Here is a 16,597-nt window from a genome sequence, read left to right on the forward strand (position 1 = left end):
CACCCAGCAAAATCAACCATCTTGCCGCCAAGTGCGACGTGAAGGTCATACAAAGGCGTGCGCTTCGGTGTGGTCATGATCCGGTCCAACTTCCGATTATCCAAAGGTCAAAATGCATAACCGTCAGTCTGCCCCAAGCCGCATAGAATGCAATGATTCCACCCGGTTTTTAGTGAAACACCGATCCGAAGAAGAGGCGGTATACAGACGCATGCATCATGAATGTTCCTATAGGAAACTTTTTTCCGTTGGGCAACAACCCTCGTTTCCATCGCGTAAAATTCCCGGCGTCCTGCCGGATGCCGGGGGGGGATTTCACCGTCCATGCAACACCTTCCTCGCGATTTTTTGTTGCAAAGTGGCGTTTAGACAGAGAGGGACCGTACGGCACGCACCAGAACTTCGAGCCCCGCAATCAAATCGGCCTCTGCCGTATCTTCTGCAAAATCATGGCTGATTCCGTCGATCGAGGGCGTGAACAGCATCGCGACCGGCATCAGGCGCGACACGTTGGTGGCATCGTGCAAGGCCCCCGAAGGCATTCTGCGCCACCGACCCGGTGCAACCTGTTCCGCACCGCGTTCAAGAGCGCGGCGCAAGGTTTGATCCATGGCGACGGGATCCAGCCCCAGCATGGGACCGTAATCCAGGCTCAGCCCCATTTGCTCAGCGGTTTCTTGTGCCGTCGCCCGAATGATTTCCTCCATCCGGGCCAAACGGTCTGCGTCAGCATCGCGCCATTGCATCGAGAATCGAACCCGTCCCGGTACGATGGACGATGCGTTTGGATGCAGGTCGACCCGCCCGATGGTCCAGACCGTCTGCGGGGTGACAACATTGCGAAACCGCTCATTGAGCCGGGTGTTGAACAGGGACAGGGCCTGAAATGCGTCGCGGCGCAGGTGCATGGGGGTGGTGCCGGCGTGGTTCTGCTGACCTTCGAAGGTGATCGGCATATCGCGGATGCCAACGATATCGGTGACGACTCCGATCTGGTCTCCGGACGCGTCCAGAGAGGGTCCCTGTTCGATATGCATCTCTATGAAGCCGTTGAAACGGGACGGGTCCACGAAGCCCCGGGACAAGTCTGCCATGGAGGATCGGGCCTGGCCAAAGCTGACACCGGCCCCATCCATCAACACATCGGCTTTTTCCAGAGACACCCCGCCCGACCAGACAGCAGAACCGGTGGTCACACCAAACCGCCCCTCTTCGTCCTGAAAGCTGACGACCGAAACGGGCCGTTCGCTGGAACGTGCGATTTCCAGCGCGGCAATGACGCCAAGGGCGCCGTCCAGCCAACCGCCTTCGGGCTGACTGTCGGAATGTGATCCCATCAGCAGCGAAGGACCGGACGCCAATCCGAACAGGTTTCCCACCGGGTCAAACTGCGGGGTCAGGCCTGCTTCGCGCATACGTCCGGCAAGCCACTGGCGCGCGGCGATATCCGCGTCGGAATAGGCGGGGCGGACAACCCCCTTGCCCACACCCGAAGCACCGAATTCACGCAACTTATGCAGGTCGGTCAGAAAACGCGTGTGATCGACGGTCATAAACCCCTCCGAAGGCTTGTACGGGGCGAACCATAGCCAGAAACAGAAAAGGGGCGAGGTTTTTTTCGACAGGCGTGAAACCCCTCTGGCACAGGAGGGGAACCTGCCCTAAGACTTCGGCGCAAGAGGGACCGACATGTCACATATCACATTGGTGCGTCACGGGCAGGCGAACACAACGGCGCGAGACGAGGCAAGTTACGACAGGCTCAGCGACTTGGGGCATCAGCAGGCGCGCTGGCTGGGGGCGCATCTGCGTGATACCCGCAGCCACTATACCCGGGTCTATTGCGGGACCCTGACCCGCCACGCCGAGACGGCGGCCAGTATGGACTTGCCCAATCCAATCCGTGACGCGCGACTGAACGAGATCGAGTATTTCACGCTGGCGCAACTGCTCGAGGACCAACACGGTGTTGCGATCCCCACGGACCGCGAAGGTTTCGTCGAACATCTGCCCAAAACCTTTGCGGCCTGGGCCAACGGCGAAATCGAGAACCCGCCGGAAACCTTCGAAGAATTCGAGACGCGCGTGCGCGACGCGCTGCACGAGATCGGAACCGAGGGCGGACCGGCCATTGTCGTGACCTCGGGCGGGTTGATTTCGATGGTGGTGCGTCAGGCGATGGGGTTGGATATACCGTCAATGGCACGGGTGGCCCTTGCGATCATGAACACGTCGATGCATCGTCTGCATCCGATTGGTGCTCAGCTGAGCCCGGTTCTTTTCAACGCCGTTCCGCATCTGGAAGCCCCTGATCGGCAGTTCGCGCAGACCCACCTGTAACCAGACCGGAGACGCCTGATGCAGCTTTACTATGCACCCCGAACCATCTCGGTCGCTGTTGCGATCGCACTGGAAGAGGCCGGGCTGGAATACGAAGCGGTCAAGCTCGACTTTGCCGGGGGTGAACAGACGAAACCGGCCTACAAACAGATCAACCCCAAAGGCCGCGTTCCGGCGCTGGTGGTGGATGGCGGCACCCTGACCGAGACCGGGGCATTGCTGGAATTTGTCGCCGCCAAGGCCCCCGAGGCCGGGCTGGTGCCGACCGACCCGGTGATGGCGGCCCGGATGCGTGAAGTGATGTTCTACCTTGCGTCGACCATGCATGTGAACCACGCGCACAAATTGCGCGGGCACCGCTGGGCCGACAGGAAATCCAGCTGGAAAGACATGAAAGACAAGGTCGCGCAGACGATGACCGCATCCTGCACTTACATCTCGTCGAACGGGCTGCGTGGACCATTCGTGCTGGGCGAGGCGTTCTCGCTGGCCGATGCTTACCTGTTCGTGGTGTGCAGCTGGCTGGAAGGCGATGGCGTGGACGTTTCGGCCTTTCCCAAAATCGTCGCCTTCCGTGAGGCGATGGAGGCACGTCCCTCGGTTCAGGCGGTGCGGGCCGCCGGAATGCTCTGACAAAAGGAAGTAAGATGACACATCTCTGGGTCCGGGCAGAACAGCGCCCGAACGAAGAACGGGTTGGGCTGACGCCGGAAGGCGCCGCCGCACTGATCGCGGCCGGCATCCGCGTGACGGTCGAGGAAAGCCATGCCCGCGCCATTCCACTGGACGGCTACAAGGACGCAGGCTGCGAGATCGCGCCCGAGAATTCCTGGCCCGAGGCGCCGCTGGACGCGATCATCTTCGGCCTCAAGGAACTGCCCGACGACGGCACGCCCCTGCCCCACCGCCACATCATGTTCGGCCATGCCTTCAAGGGCCAGCATTCGGGCCGGGCTCTGCTGGAACGGTTCAAGGCCGGCGGCGGCACGCTTTATGATCTGGAATACCTCGTGGATGAGGATGGTCGCCGGGTCGCGGCATTCGGCTATTGGGCAGGCTACGCGGGCGCGGCGGTGACGCTCAAGACCTGGGCGGCGCAGCAACGCGGCGAGATCTGCGGCCCCGTCGGCGTCTATCCCGGCAAGGACGCGCTAAACGCCGAACTTCTGGCAGAATTGGACGCCACCGGCGCGCCCCGCCCCCGCGCCATCGTCATCGGAGCTTTGGGCCGTGTGGGCACCGGTGCCGCAGACCTGTGTGAGGCAATGGGCGTCGCAGTCACCAAATGGGACATGGCCGAGACAGCCAGCGGCGGACCGTTCCCCGAAATCCTTGACCATGATCTGTTCCTGAACTGCATCTTCGCGCGCCCCGGAACGCCTGTCTTTGTCCCGCGCGAGGCGTTGACCGCCCCGCGCAAGCTGACCGCCATCGGCGATGTGGCCTGCGACCCCGACAGCGACTACAACCCGGTGCCCGTCTATGACCGCGCCACCACATGGGAAGAACCCGCCCTGCGCGTGGCCACCGACCCGGTGATGGACGTGATGGCGATCGACAACCTGCCGTCGATGCTGCCGGTCGAAAGCTCGGAAGACTACGCGGCGCAACTTCTGCCGTCCTTGCTGACCCTGACCGATCTGGACAGCGGTGTCTGGGGTCGGGCAGAAGCAACTTACAAAACGCATATTGAAGGACTCTGAACGATGACCATTCATTGGTGTGGCACCGGCCTCTCGGCCATTCCCGGCCTGCGTCGCCTGATCGAAGGTGGCCATAAGGTCACCGTCTGGAACCGGACAATCGAAAAGGCCAGGGCCGAGGTCGGAGACCTGACCGACGACATCCGCGCCTTCGACATCGACGCGCTTGGCGCCGTATTGGAGAAGGGCGATGTGATCGTCTCGATGCTGCCGGGCGACTGGCATGTGCCGCTGGCGGAACTGGCGATCGAGAAGGGCGCGCATTTCGTCTCGTCCTCGTATATCGCGCCCGAGATGCGCGCGCTGGATGACAAGGCGCGCGAGGCCGGTGTCGCACTGGTCAATGAGGTCGGGCTGGACCCGGGCATCGATCACCTGATGGCACATGCCCTGATCGACGACTACCGCGGCTCGGATGCGTTCGACCCGGAGAACCACCTGAGCTTCATTTCCTATTGCGGCGGCATTCCCAAGAACCCCAACCCGTTCCGCTATAAATTCAGCTGGTCGCCGCTGGGCGTTTTGAAAGCGCTGAGGTCGCCGTCGAAATCGATCCGCGATTACGCGCCGCTGGACGTTGCCCGCCCCTGGGATGCGATCAGCAGCTACATCGCCCCGCTGCCGACACCGGAAAGCTTCGAGGTCTACCCGAACCGCGACTCGATTCCCTTCATGGCGCAGTACCATTTCGAGGATCACTGGCCGGTCAAGGAATTCGTCCGCGGCACCCTGCGCTTGAACGGCTGGGCCGACGCATGGTCGGATGTGTTCACCGAGATCGAAACCCTGTCCGGCCCGGAAGGGGATGCGCGTCTGAAAGAGATGTCGGATCAGTTCTGGGAGGAAAACGCCTATGACGAAGGCGAGCCTGATCGCGTTGTGTTGTGCGTGGGGTTGAAGGCCGAGAAAGACGGTATCCCCGTCTGGCACAAGACCTATGTCATGGATGCCTGGGGCGACGAGCGTGGCACGGCAATGGCGCGTCTGGTGTCGATTCCGGTCTCACTTGCCGTCGAGGCCGTATTGAACCGCGCCATCCCGGCCGGGGTTCACGCGGCCCCGAGCGATCCAAAGCTGGTGCAGGGATGGATGGCTGAAATCGACAAGCTGGCCCAGCATCTGCAAATCGTCGATCATACGGCCTGAATGCAAAAAAGCCATTCCAGACTGTCTGGAACGGCTTTCATTGTTCTACATTACGCATGTTGTCCTCGTTCGGGTTTCCCTCACCCGGCCTTCAGATATACCGCTGGATGGTATCTTCGATATCACTGCGGTTGATACCCAGCTCGGACAACTGATGATCGGTCAAAGCATTCAGATGCTGGGCTGCGCGGACAATATCAGGGCTGATCGAACGGATTCGCATGGCACGGTCGAACAGCAAAAGCGCGCTGACAGCCGGAGCCGGTTCATTGGTGGGCGGTATGGCGTCGAACATTCTGGTAACCTCGCTGACAGGCTTTTGGGGGATTGTTTTCAGTTCACGCTGAATGTTTGATCACTGCCGGTATGGCTTGTTGTGATACACACTTTCATATGCGCGTCTTTTGATCTGATCCCGCTGGATGCCGATGTCGGCCAGTTGCAGGTCATCAAGCTTTTCCAGATCCCGCACGGTTTTCGAAAAAATCCGACGGCGGAAATGTTCGACCTTTGCTTCCGCATAGTTTGAAAACAGACCGTCAAGCAGGCCACCCCGGCCTTCGAATGTTTGTGTATGTGACATGTCTTTCTCCTCCTGAACTCAATGTCTTTGTCTTCCTGACATCAAATTTGGGAAGCCTGCCTTAACGTTGCAAAACCGGATCATTAAGGTTTGTTAAGACTGTATTGGCGGGAAAGTTCGGGCTGGACCGGCACGTTGATTACAGTCTTCGATCCAGGCCCGCGACATGTCCTTTCAAGGGCGGATCAAGATAACGCGAATGTCGATCCGTCGCAGAAAACGCCCCTATGCAGGCAGGTCACATCAGATCGTTTTCGACGTCCTCGGCCGAAATCCCCAGCGCATCCAGGCCATTTTCAAGGTGGTCTGACATGTGCGGAGTGCCGATCAGATAGTCGGCGCAGGGGGTCGAGGCCTCGGCCTTGGCAGTGGCAATCGCTTCGGCCAGATCCTCGGGGAAAAAGCTTTCGCGGCCGATCCACATGATGGCAACCAGTTCGGCTTGCTCGTCTTCGCTCATACGTTCGATGAAGGCGCGCATTTCACCTTCTGCCCGGTTCAGCTCGCGCCCCATCATGGCAATCTGAGCGACCTTTCTTGCCGATATTTCCAACATGGATCATGTTCCTCGTGTTCGCGGTTGTCGTGCCATCACAATCACCGAACACCAGCCGAGTCTTTGATCTTACGCAAACAACGGCCCTCGTGCCGCGCCCGTGAAACAGGTTCGTCCGGTACCGGTTGCCTGCGAAACGGGCGAAAGGTTGCTTTTTTCAACCACAGCCTGAAAGCCTGCCAGACGATCAGTGCAAAGGTTCTCCGGGCGCCGAATGGTCGCCGCAGCAAGGACCACAGGATCACCCGGTTGGTCAGGGGTTGCCGCGGTCCGGTCAGCGTCGCGATCAGCCCACCATCAGCGCGGCCGTAATCAATCCAGACACCGACCCGATCCGGGCGATAGTCGAAGCGGAACGTATAGCTGCCTTCGATTTTCTGAAACGGTGAGACATGCATCAGCTTGTCCGCCACCACCCTGTCAGTCGGTTCGATGACCGAGAAATCAGGTTTGTGACACAGGTAACTGTGACGGGTGCCATAGGTATTGGTGACCTCGGCCACCACGGCATACAGGTGATCGCTGTCATTAAAACAGAACCAAAAACTGACTGGATTGAAAACGTGCCCCAAAACACGGGGTTGCGTCAGCAACTTGAAACGCGCCGGTTGTTGCACCGACATTTCATCAAATCGCGCACGTAGCCAAAGCGCGCCTTCGCCCCGACCTGGCTCTCCCCCATGATCTCTGGTACGCCAGTTCGTGACGTTCGCGCGATCAACCGAAAACAGCAAAGGGGTGTTCAGCTCTGCTTCGGGATCCAGCAGGATGTAATCTACCGAGTATCGGAATGCATTTTCAATCGCACCCTTGCGCCCGTGATAGGTATGACCCGCGATATGGTCCATTTCCTGCGTCATCCGCTGCTTTCTAGCCTTCCCGTAAACGCCTTGAACTGCACTGATTTCCTTCAGATGCTGGTAATTCTGATACGGCAATTTGCACAATTTGGATCATAATGTCCCGATAAAGTGATCCGGCTTGGGGAACGCGCCGTAATGAGGTTATGTTTACCGAGATTGATACCGTGACCTTGGACGAACCTGCGGCTGAACCGGCCGTCCTTCAGCCTCGGCGCGAAAAGAAACGCATCAAGGGTAGACGGGTGAACGGAAGAAACGGCAGGCGCGAGACCAGAACCGAATGGGTGGATCACGTCAGGCGCATCCGCGACGCGCAGGATCAGGCGGCTTTTGCCGAACTGTTCCAGCATTTCGCGCCACGAATCAAGGCGTTCCTGATGAAGTCAGGATCAGACGCCACGATGGCTGAGGAGTGCGCCCAGGAGGTGATGGCGACCTTGTGGCACAAAGCCCATCTGTTCGACCCGACGCGGGCAACGGTGGCCACCTGGGTGTTCACCATCGCTCGGAACAAGCGCATTGACGTTCTGCGAAAGCAACGCCGCCCCGAACCCGAAGAACTGTGGTGGGGTCCCGAGGCCGAGCCTGAACAGGACGATGTCATCATGCTGCAACAGGAAACCGCGCAGCTGCGCACCGCTTTGACAGCGTTGCCGGACGCGCAGAGAGAGCTGATCGAAAAGGCGTATTTCGGTGATCTGAGTCATCGGGAAATTGCGTCTCAGACCGGGTTGCCCCTGGGAACGATCAAATCACGAATCAGGCTGGCGCTGGACCGCTTGCGCCATGCGATGAACTGAGATGAGTACGATGAGTAAATCGATCAAACATCACCTGACAGATGACCTGCTGATGGCATATGCCGCAGGCAATCTGCCCGAAGCCTTCGACCTGATGGTCGCGACGCACCTGTCGCTGTGCGACCATTGCCGTGCGCGGGCGGAAAGTTACGATGCCGTGGGTGGGCATGTTCTGGAGGAACAGACGGACTCCATCGCCATGAGTGATACATCTCTGGCCGCGACTATGGCGTTGATCTCCAAAGGCGCGCCAGCGGCCAAGCCGGCGCGTCCGAACTGCCCGGTATTGCCGGCCCCGTTGCAGGATTATGTCGGCGGTACGGTTTCAGATATCCGATGGAAACCGATCGGCATGGGTGTGAAACAGGCCATCCTGCCAACCACAAGCGAGGCCTCGGCCCGGTTGCTGTTCATTCCCGCCGGAACGGCTGTACCAGATCATGGCCACAACGGGATAGAATTGACGATGGTGCTTCAGGGCGCATTCTCGGACGAAGTGGATCGCTTCGCCCGTGGCGACGTCGAGATCGCGGATGAGGATCTGGAACACACGCCCGTGGCGGACATTTCGGAAGACTGCATTTGCCTGGCGGTTACCGATGCACCGTTGAAATTCACCAAGTTGATGCCGCGCCTGTTCCAACCCTTCCTGCGCATCTGAGTTTGCCTACGAGGCCCGCGTATGGCGTGTTTTGAAAGGAATGATCATGTTCGGAAGACTTCTTGTATCCGTCCTTCTCGTTGCAGTCGCGCCCGTCGTCTCGGCCCAAATGTCGGCCGAGGTTCAGTTTCAGCCCGGCAATTATGGAACGATGGTCAGTGGGACCATCTCAAGGAGATGCGTACTTCGACTATACGCTTGGCGCCAAAGCCGGACAGGAGATGTTTGCCGATCTTCAGGTCAGCGACACCAATGGTAATGGCGTGATCTATTTCAACATCCTGCCGCCGGGCAGCGATGGTGTGGCGATCTACAACGGGTCGATTGACGGCAATACGGCCCGGATCACCCTGCCCGACGATGGAGACTATACGATCCGCGTCTATCTGATGGGCAATGACAGGGATACCGGTAAAACCGTGGGGTACAATCTGGACCTGTCCATCCAATAGATTTCAACCTTCGTGTCGAGCAAGGGGCACAACGCCGGTTTCGGCCTTGGTCTCGATTTCTTCAAAGTCGAAATTGTCCAGACGCTGCGCACGTCGGCCAGCCTTTTCGGCGCTGATCTTGATTTCCGAGATATCCTTGGCCGCCTGCCCGAAATGACGATCCAGGTTCGAGACGCGATCACCCAGGCGGTCCACATCCTTGTGCAGCAGCCCCAACTCTTTGCGGATTGCACCGGCCTGTTCGCGCATACGCGCATCTTTCAGGATCGCCCGCATGGTATTCAACGTGGCCATGCATGTCGTCGGGGACACGATCCAGACCCGCGCGGCGAACCCTTCACGCACGACATCGGGCAGACGCGCGTGCAGTTCGGCATAAATCGCCTCGGAAGGCACGAACATCAAGGCACCGTCTGCGGTTTCCCCGTCCAGTATGTATTTTTCGGAAATCGCCTTGATATGCACTTTCACCGCAGCACCGAAGGCCCGCAGGCATCTATCCACATCCGCCTTTGTCTGCGCAGCGGCCAGCGCCTCGAAATCCTCCAACGGGAATTTCGCGTCGATCACGATCGGTCCGGGCGGGTTCGGCAGGTGAATCAGGCAATCCGCCCGCCTGCCGTTCGACAGAGTGGCCTGCAACGAATAACTGTCAGCGGGCAGCGCCTTGGACACGATATCGTTCAGCTGGATTTCCCCGAACATCCCGCGCCTTTGCTTGTTTGACAGGATATCCTGCAAAGACAGCACATCGCCCGACAGTTTGGTGATATTGTCCTGTGCCTTGTCGATGGCGGCCAGACGTTCCTGCAACTGGGTCAGCGAGGTCGCCGTCTGTTTCGACGATCCATGCAACGTCTCTTTCATCCGTTCCTGCATCTCGGCAAGCGCACGCGCCGATTTCATCGCATTATCCGCCAGCCGGTCATTCATCTGTTGCTGGACCGAAGCCAACCGCGCCTCGACCGTCTGAATCACCTGCATCTGCGCGTTGGCCTGAGTGTCCGAGACATGCTGAAGGCCGCCGCGCAACTGTTCCTGGCCCTGGCCCAGTTGCTGGACGTGCTGACCCAGATGCGCCATCTGCCGCGCCAGAGGTTCCGCCATCCGGGCCGAGCGGTTGGCCGCCCGCAACGACAGGAACAGCAGCAGCAGAATCAACGCCACCACACCACCCACGGTCAGAATCACGGGATCATTCAACGCCATTTCAGTGCCTGCAATCTGGATCATGGGGGTCAGTTTGTTCTCGTTTTGTTTCTATCTTGTTAAACCGTGTTTGAAACCAGATCAACTGCGTCCGAACAGGCGTTCGATATCGCTCAGCTTCAGTTCCACGTAAGTGGGCCGCCCATGGTTGCACTGGCCGGAATGCGGCGTCGCCTCCATCTCGCGCAGCAGGGCATTCATCTCTTCGGCCCGCATCCGACGGCCGGATCGGATCGACCCATGACAGGCCACCCGGCTGAGGATCGCCTCGATCCTTGACTGCACCATCTGGCTTTCGCCCTGATCAGCAAGTTCATCCAGGATATCGAGGATCATCGCGCGCGCATCGACTTCGCCCAGAATGGCGGGGGTTTCGCGTACGGCAATGGCGCTTCCGCCGAAAGGTTCGATGGTCAGGCCAAGGCGCGTCAAGTCATCTGTGACGGCCATCAGGCGGGCGCAATCCCCTTCCGACAATTCCACGATTTCCGGAATCAGCAGGGCCTGCGCCGCGACGCCATTCTCGGCCATCTGCGTTTTCAGCTTTTCATAAACCAGCCGTTCATGTGCAGCATGCTGATCTACGATCACCATGCCATCGGCGGTCTGGGCTATGATGTAATTCTCGTGCACCTGCCCGCGAGCAGAACCAAGCGGCAGATCCTGCGCCTGAGGCTCGTGCAACTCGGCGACCTGTGCAACCGGGGTCGGCTCGACGAAGCTGCCGCTGTAGTCATTGGCCAGTTCCGCAAATCCCGGTGCCTGTGCGCGATACGCCGCCGTGCGCGCGGCAGAGGACGGGCGATCCATCTGATAAACCCGCGCCGGAGCAGGCTGTGCGGGTTCCGGTCGCATTGCGCCCAGTGTCGCATTGGCAACGGTCGAGGACGCCCTGTGCCCGGCCTCGGCCAAAGCATGGCGCAGGCTGGACACGATCAGCCCCCGCGCGACACCGGGATCCCGGAACCGAACCTCGGATTTCGCAGGGTGGACGTTCACGTCAACCAGCGTGGGGTCGCAGTCGATGAACAGAGCTGCCGCCGGGTGGCGATCCCGGCTCAGGAAGTCGAAATAGGTCGCCCGCAGCGCGCCAGTCAGCATCTTGTCGCGCACAGGACGTCCGTTGACGAAAAGGTACTGTGCCACCGCAGCGCCCCGGGAATAGGTCGGCAGGGCAGCATAGCCATAGAGTCGGATGCCCTCACGCGTGGCATCAATCTGCAAGGAGTTTTCCGCAAATTCGCGCCCGATCACGCGGGCCAGTCGGGCGTGGAGCGCATCAAACAGATCCCCGTTTTCGCGATCCGCGCGAAAGGTCACGCGACCCTCGCCGCCACCGGACACATCGCGCAGGGTGAAGGTCAGGGAAGGTTCGGCCATGGCCAGCCGTTTCACTATGTCGGTGATCGCTTGCGCCTCGGCCCGGTCCGTGCGCATGAATTTCAGGCGGGCTGGCGTGGCGTAGAACAGATCGCGCAGTTCGACCACAGTCCCCGCGCGCAGGGCGGCGGGTTTGACCGCATCCATCTTGCCACCCGCGACGTGCACCTGCGCCGCATCCGCACCGGGAACGCGGCTGGTTATGGTCAGACGCCCAACGGCGCCCAAGGATGGCAGCGCCTCACCCCTGAACCCGAAAGTGTGGATGTTCAGCAGGTCCGAACCGTCAATCTTTGACGTGGCATGGCGGGACAAGGCCAGCGGCAGATCTTCCGCCGCGATACCGCAGCCATCATCCGTGACCCGGATCAGGGTCTTGCCGCCATCTGCGACATCGATTGCGATCCGCGTGGCCCCGGCATCGATTGCATTCTCGACCAGTTCCTTGACCGCCGAGGCCGGTCGTTCCACCACCTCACCAGCCGCGATGCGGTTGATTGCGGCATCGTCGAGCTGCTTAATCACGGGGCGTTTTTCGCCGATATTGGGGTTTACCTGCGCCATACCCCTATACCTAGCACAACCGCGCACCATTCTGCCACCGGTTTGAACCGCACTTTTTGGAAGAGACGGGGCGCCCGGGTGTCCGCGAACGAGAATTCATTCCGGATCACCCGGACGTGCCAAGTGAGTGGTGTGTTTCAGCTAATCAATGAGGCAGGATGTATCATGCACGTGTCGGAAAATCTGCTTAAGATTCTCCCGCTCAGTTTCTTGGCAGAGATTGGCCGATGACGTGCGGGCAAGTGTGGCGGGAAAATGCCTGATCAGCCAGATGTGCGTACGCCGATCCTGGCCCGGCAGGGTCCGAGCATCGCTGCCGCAGCGAGAATCAAGCCTGACATCGTGGCGATCATGCCCGCCGCGCTGACGGCATCCGCGCCGCCCAGCCACAGCGGGCCATAACCTGCCAGCACATAGCCCGACACTGCCGCGGCTATGGCGAACACAACGCTCCAGGCAATCTGCGCTTCCAGTCGGTTGGTCAACATCCGCGCCGCAGCGGGCGGGCAGATGAACATGGCGATCACGATGATCGAGCCCACCGCGTCAAAAGCCGCCACCGCCGCAATTGCCGCGGTGATGACCAGTGCCATGCCCAGAACGCCGGTGCGAATGCCAACGGTCCGGGCAAAGCCCTCGTCGAAGGTAGAGATCTTCAGCGGCCGCCAGAACAGCCATGTAAACAATGACACACCGACCAGTGTCAGCGCAATGCGGGGTAATTCCGGGGGCAATCCGGACAGCGCCTCTGTGTCCAGCAAGGACGACCATCCGGTGGCGTCCAGCCAGATCAGGCTTTCGAGATTGCCGTAAAGCGCATGTTCCACATCCAGATGCACCGTCGACGTATCCGTCTGCTCAAGCAGCAGGACGCCCACAGCGAACATGGTGGTAAAGACCACGCCCATGGCGGCCCCGGGTTCGATCTGACCCAATCGGCGAATGGCTTCGATCAGCACCACGGCCACAACGGCAGCGCCTGCCGCGCCCAGCATCATCGGCCAGGTCGATATCGTCCCTGTGATCAGAAACGCCACGACGATTCCCGGCAGCACCACATGGCTGATCGCGTCTCCGATCAATGCCTGTTTGCGCAACACCAGAAAATTGCCGGGCAACGCGCAGGCAATGGCCGCGAATGTACCGATCAACAACGGCGTCAGAGACAGCGGGACAAATTCTTCACCACTCATACCGGCACCCCCATTGGCCCGCCGATGCGGCGGTCTATCTCGGCGATCTGATCGCGGGTCAGGACGGTTTCGATATCCCGCAACCCATCATATAGCGCGGCTGTTGCCTCATGTGCCTGATCTGCGCGCACGATTTCCCAGCGCTTTTCATCCCGCAGCGCCTTGGCCGCACGGGCTTTGCCAATGTCGGTCGCAACGCCGTCCGCGCGCACCAGCCCAGCGCGGCGCAGCAAGCGCAGGGTCAGGGGTTCGTAGATCTTTTGCCCCTGCGCCAAGGCCAAAAGACCCTGACGAATATGCACCCGACGTTGAAAGCGCAGATGGCGCAACACCGCCGCCAGAACGCCACGTATCGGCGCCAGAAACAAAGACACGACAAAGAAGGCAAAGCTGACCAGAACGATAATCGGCCCCGTCGGAAGGTTTGGTGCCGAGGCCGAAATGGCCGCGCCAATGTACCCCGCCAACCCGCCGGCCAATCCCGCAAGCAGAACGACATGGTCCGAGCGCTCGGACCAGAACCGCGCGGTCACGGCAGGAATGATCAGCAAAGCCACGATCAGAATCAAACCCACGATTTTCAGGCCAACCACGGTCACGGCCATGACCAACCCCATCATGGCCAGATCGATCCTGTGCACCGGCAACCCGCGGGCTGCGGCATATTCAGGATCGAAGGCCACAAGAATCATCGGGCGACGAATGATCATGACCAGCAGCAGCGTCGCAGCGCCGCCGACCGCAATGATCATCGCATCAGCCCAGAGCATCCCGGCAGTGGACCCCAAAAGGAATCCTTCCAGCCCGGCCTGACGGCCTACACCCATCGTCTGTATGACCGTCAGCAAAACGATGCCAAAGCCGAAGAAGACCGACAGGACCGCTCCGATGGCGGCATCTTCGGCCAAACGCGTGTGACGCGTCAGCCAGTTCATGCAGAGAAGACCGATCCAGGCCGAGATGGCCGATCCCGCCAACAGGCCCAGCAGGTTGCGCCCGTCCCCTCCGAGTGCGACCAATACCATGAAAGCCAGACAAACGCCTGGCAGGGTTGCGTGGCTGATTGCATCACTGACCAAAGCGCGTTTGCGCAGGAACAGAAACGTCCCCGTCACACCGGCTGAAACACCCAGCAAGGTTGCACCGATGGCAACCAGCGTGGCGTTGTAACCAAGTTGCAGGGTCAGAGCATCCCAAAGCATGCGTTACCCCAGCGCGCGCGATATCTGATCGATCTGCGCGGTTGCCAGTCGACCGCCATATGCTGATTGCAACGTTTCCGCCGTGAAGGCCTCGGCCACTGGTCCCTCGGCGACCTTGCGGGTGTTGATCAGGAAGACATGGTCGAAATAATCGGTCACGGTCGCAAGGTCGTGATGCACCACGACGACCGTCTTGCCCGCCTCTTTCAGGGATTTCAGCACCGAGATGATGGCTTTCTCGGTGGCGGCATCCACGCCTGCGAAAGGTTCATCCAGAAGGTACAGATCAGCGCCCTGAGCCAGCGCGCGCGCCAGAAAGACACGTTGCTGCTGCCCGCCGGATAGCTGCCCGATCTGGCGATTCGCGAAATCCCGCATTCCCACGCGGTGCAAACAATCCATCGCGCACGCCTTGTGGCGGGCACGCACACGGCCCAGCAAGCCAAGTTCGCGCGACAGGCCCATCAGAACCACGTCGATGACGCGCGTTGGAAAATCCCAATCCACGCTGGCGCGCTGAGGTACATAAGCAATGCGTGCGCGCTGCGTGTCCAATGGCTGGCCAAACACGGTCACCTGACCTGACAGGGGGGAAACGATACCAAGCGCCGCCTTGAGCAATGTGGATTTCCCGGCCCCGTTCGGTCCGATGATCGCGGTCATCGCCCCGGGCTGTACGGTCATGTCGACTGAAAACACCGCAGGTTTCTGCCCGTAAGAGACCGTAAGGCCGCGCAGGGCAAGGGGGCTGTCGACCAACCCCCTGTCACCAACGGTCATACCTTCATTGCTGACCAGACCCAGCATCGATCAAAACCCCGCCGACAGTTTTCCGTCCATTCCACGATCCGGCACATCACCACCCAAAGCACTGGCAATGACCGTAATGTTATGATCCAGCATACCAACATAAGTGCCTTCATAGGTTCCTTCTTCACCCATGGCATCCGAGAACAGTTCGCCCCCCACGTGCACCTCATGTCCCTTTGCAGCCGCGCCCTCGATCAGCGCGCGGATTGACCGATCCGAGACCGAGCTTTCGACGAAAACAGCCGTGATCTTGCGGTCAACCAGCAGATCGACCAATTCGCCTATCCGGTTCAGGCCCGCCTCGGACTGGGTCGAGATGCCCTGAATTCCCAGAACCTCGAACCCGAAGCTTTCACCAAAATACCCAAAGGCATCATGGGCTGTGACAAGAACCTTGTTGTTGTCCGGAACGGACGCCAGAGCTTTGTCTGCATAGTCTGTCAGACGATCGATATCCGCCAGGTGTGCCTGCGCATTCGCTGCAAAAACCTCGGCCGCTTCAGGACGTACCTCGGTGAGGGCTGCCTGCACTTCAAGCACCACGTCCCGCCACAACTCGGGCGTCATCCAAACATGAGGATCATATTTGTCGGCGTAATCGTCATGCGCGCGCAGCTTCGACTTGTCGATACCTTCGGCAACTGCAACCACGGTCCGCTTGCGTTCAAGGTCATGGAAGAAATCCTCCATCTGCGCTTCGAGGTACAGGCCATGCCACAGGATCAGATCCGCACGAGTCATCGCCACGATATCGCTGCGGGTCTGGCGATAGGCATGCGGGTCGATGCCCGGCCCCATCAGCCCCCTGACGTCAACATGATCTCCACCGACCTGACGTGCCGCGTCGGCAATCATGCCCGTCGTGGCCACCACCTTAAGGGGTGCATCGGCCCAGGCCGTGACTGGCAGGGATACCGCCAGCGCCAATACTGCAAGAAAATTCCGGCGAATCATCTTCGACCTCAGCTTTTGCTTCCTGTGTGAGCTGAATATGAGAACCATTCGCAAGTAAGTCAACGCTAATGCGAATTATTCGCAAGAAAGCCGTCGCATTTTGTCCATTTGGTCAAAAATTATCCAAACATTGCATGCCTGCATCTTCCATTCCCCGGTCTCCCGTGCGATTTTGTCGCAA

Annotated in this window: 18 protein-coding genes; 7 read left to right on the forward strand and 11 right to left on the reverse strand. The window is 59.7% G+C overall.

The window, feature by feature from the left end:
- Positions 1-365: 365 nt before the first annotated feature.
- Positions 366-1,553: a Zn-dependent hydrolase gene (locus AC2FF8_RS14780; protein ID WP_496880059.1), complete on the reverse strand. Its 1,188-nt coding sequence runs from the start codon at positions 1,551-1,553 to the stop codon at positions 366-368.
- A gap of 136 nt (positions 1,554-1,689) precedes the next feature.
- Between AC2FF8_RS14780 and AC2FF8_RS14785 the strand changes: the two genes are divergently transcribed.
- From AC2FF8_RS14785 to AC2FF8_RS14800, 4 genes are read left to right on the forward strand one after another with little or no spacing between them, the layout of a single operon-like run.
- Entirely contained in the window at positions 1,690-2,340 is a 651-nt protein-coding gene (locus AC2FF8_RS14785; protein WP_496880060.1) for a histidine phosphatase family protein, read from the forward strand.
- Positions 2,341-2,358: 18 nt separating this feature from the next.
- Complete coding sequence (locus AC2FF8_RS14790) at positions 2,359-2,973, forward strand: glutathione S-transferase family protein (protein ID WP_496880061.1); 615 nt, start codon at positions 2,359-2,361, stop codon at positions 2,971-2,973.
- Between the two features lie 14 nt (positions 2,974-2,987).
- Positions 2,988-4,043 (forward strand): saccharopine dehydrogenase, encoded by a 1,056-nt coding sequence (locus AC2FF8_RS14795; RefSeq protein WP_496880062.1) that lies wholly within the window; start codon positions 2,988-2,990, stop codon positions 4,041-4,043.
- Positions 4,044-4,046: 3 nt separating this feature from the next.
- Positions 4,047-5,189: a saccharopine dehydrogenase family protein gene (locus AC2FF8_RS14800; protein ID WP_496880063.1), complete on the forward strand. Its 1,143-nt coding sequence runs from the start codon at positions 4,047-4,049 to the stop codon at positions 5,187-5,189.
- A gap of 91 nt (positions 5,190-5,280) precedes the next feature.
- Here the strand turns inward: AC2FF8_RS14800 and AC2FF8_RS14805 are convergent, their stop codons facing one another.
- The 4 genes from AC2FF8_RS14805 to AC2FF8_RS14820 form a co-directional block, all read right to left on the reverse strand.
- Positions 5,281-5,484, reverse strand: coding sequence for a DUF1127 domain-containing protein (locus AC2FF8_RS14805; RefSeq protein WP_257599476.1), 204 nt, complete (start codon positions 5,482-5,484; stop codon positions 5,281-5,283).
- Positions 5,485-5,544: 60 nt separating this feature from the next.
- On the reverse strand, positions 5,545-5,772 hold the full coding sequence (locus AC2FF8_RS14810) for a YjiS-like domain-containing protein (RefSeq protein ID WP_496880064.1): 228 nt from the start codon (positions 5,770-5,772) through the stop codon (positions 5,545-5,547).
- 238 nt (positions 5,773-6,010) lie between these two features.
- Positions 6,011-6,328: a DUF3775 domain-containing protein gene (locus AC2FF8_RS14815; RefSeq protein WP_152459349.1), complete on the reverse strand. Its 318-nt coding sequence runs from the start codon at positions 6,326-6,328 to the stop codon at positions 6,011-6,013.
- Between the two features lie 41 nt (positions 6,329-6,369).
- Positions 6,370-7,188 (reverse strand): DUF1365 domain-containing protein, encoded by an 819-nt coding sequence (locus tag AC2FF8_RS14820; RefSeq protein WP_496880065.1) that lies wholly within the window; start codon positions 7,186-7,188, stop codon positions 6,370-6,372.
- Between the two features lie 146 nt (positions 7,189-7,334).
- On the opposite strand from AC2FF8_RS14820, the gene AC2FF8_RS14825 reads away from it, so the two are divergent.
- From AC2FF8_RS14825 to AC2FF8_RS14835, 3 genes are all read left to right on the forward strand, one after another.
- On the forward strand, positions 7,335-7,991 hold the full coding sequence (locus tag AC2FF8_RS14825; RefSeq protein WP_480685891.1) for a sigma-70 family RNA polymerase sigma factor: 657 nt from the start codon (positions 7,335-7,337) through the stop codon (positions 7,989-7,991).
- A 10-nt stretch (positions 7,992-8,001) separates the two neighbouring features.
- Entirely contained in the window at positions 8,002-8,652 is a 651-nt protein-coding gene (locus AC2FF8_RS14830; protein ID WP_257599479.1) for a ChrR family anti-sigma-E factor, read from the forward strand.
- A 158-nt stretch (positions 8,653-8,810) separates the two neighbouring features.
- Complete coding sequence (locus AC2FF8_RS14835) at positions 8,811-9,104, forward strand: hypothetical protein (RefSeq protein WP_496880066.1); 294 nt, start codon at positions 8,811-8,813, stop codon at positions 9,102-9,104.
- A gap of 3 nt (positions 9,105-9,107) precedes the next feature.
- On the opposite strand, the gene AC2FF8_RS14840 is transcribed toward AC2FF8_RS14835, so the two are convergent.
- The 6 genes from AC2FF8_RS14840 to AC2FF8_RS14865 form a co-directional block, all read right to left on the reverse strand.
- Positions 9,108-10,337 carry a DNA recombination protein RmuC gene (locus AC2FF8_RS14840; RefSeq protein ID WP_224858362.1) on the reverse strand — a complete coding sequence of 410 codons (1,230 nt, stop codon included), beginning with the start codon at positions 10,335-10,337 and terminating at the stop codon, positions 9,108-9,110.
- A 57-nt stretch (positions 10,338-10,394) separates the two neighbouring features.
- Positions 10,395-12,257, reverse strand: coding sequence for a DNA mismatch repair endonuclease MutL (gene mutL / locus AC2FF8_RS14845; RefSeq protein ID WP_496880067.1), 1,863 nt, complete (start codon positions 12,255-12,257; stop codon positions 10,395-10,397).
- Between the two features lie 263 nt (positions 12,258-12,520).
- Positions 12,521-13,450 (reverse strand): metal ABC transporter permease, encoded by a 930-nt coding sequence (locus AC2FF8_RS14850; protein ID WP_496880068.1) that lies wholly within the window; start codon positions 13,448-13,450, stop codon positions 12,521-12,523.
- On the reverse strand, positions 13,447-14,652 hold the full coding sequence (locus AC2FF8_RS14855) for a metal ABC transporter permease (protein ID WP_170346667.1): 1,206 nt from the start codon (positions 14,650-14,652) through the stop codon (positions 13,447-13,449). Before AC2FF8_RS14855 ends, AC2FF8_RS14850 begins: the two co-directional genes overlap by 4 nt.
- A 3-nt stretch (positions 14,653-14,655) precedes the next feature.
- The gene (locus AC2FF8_RS14860; RefSeq protein WP_496880069.1) at positions 14,656-15,459 is read right to left on the reverse strand and encodes a metal ABC transporter ATP-binding protein; all 804 of its coding nucleotides are present in this window, start codon (positions 15,457-15,459) and stop codon (positions 14,656-14,658) included.
- Between the two features lie 3 nt (positions 15,460-15,462).
- Positions 15,463-16,416: a metal ABC transporter solute-binding protein, Zn/Mn family gene (locus tag AC2FF8_RS14865; protein ID WP_496880070.1), complete on the reverse strand. Its 954-nt coding sequence runs from the start codon at positions 16,414-16,416 to the stop codon at positions 15,463-15,465.
- Positions 16,417-16,597: the final 181 nt, after the last annotated feature.

This window comes from Ruegeria sp. YTSA144 (assembly GCF_059610125.1).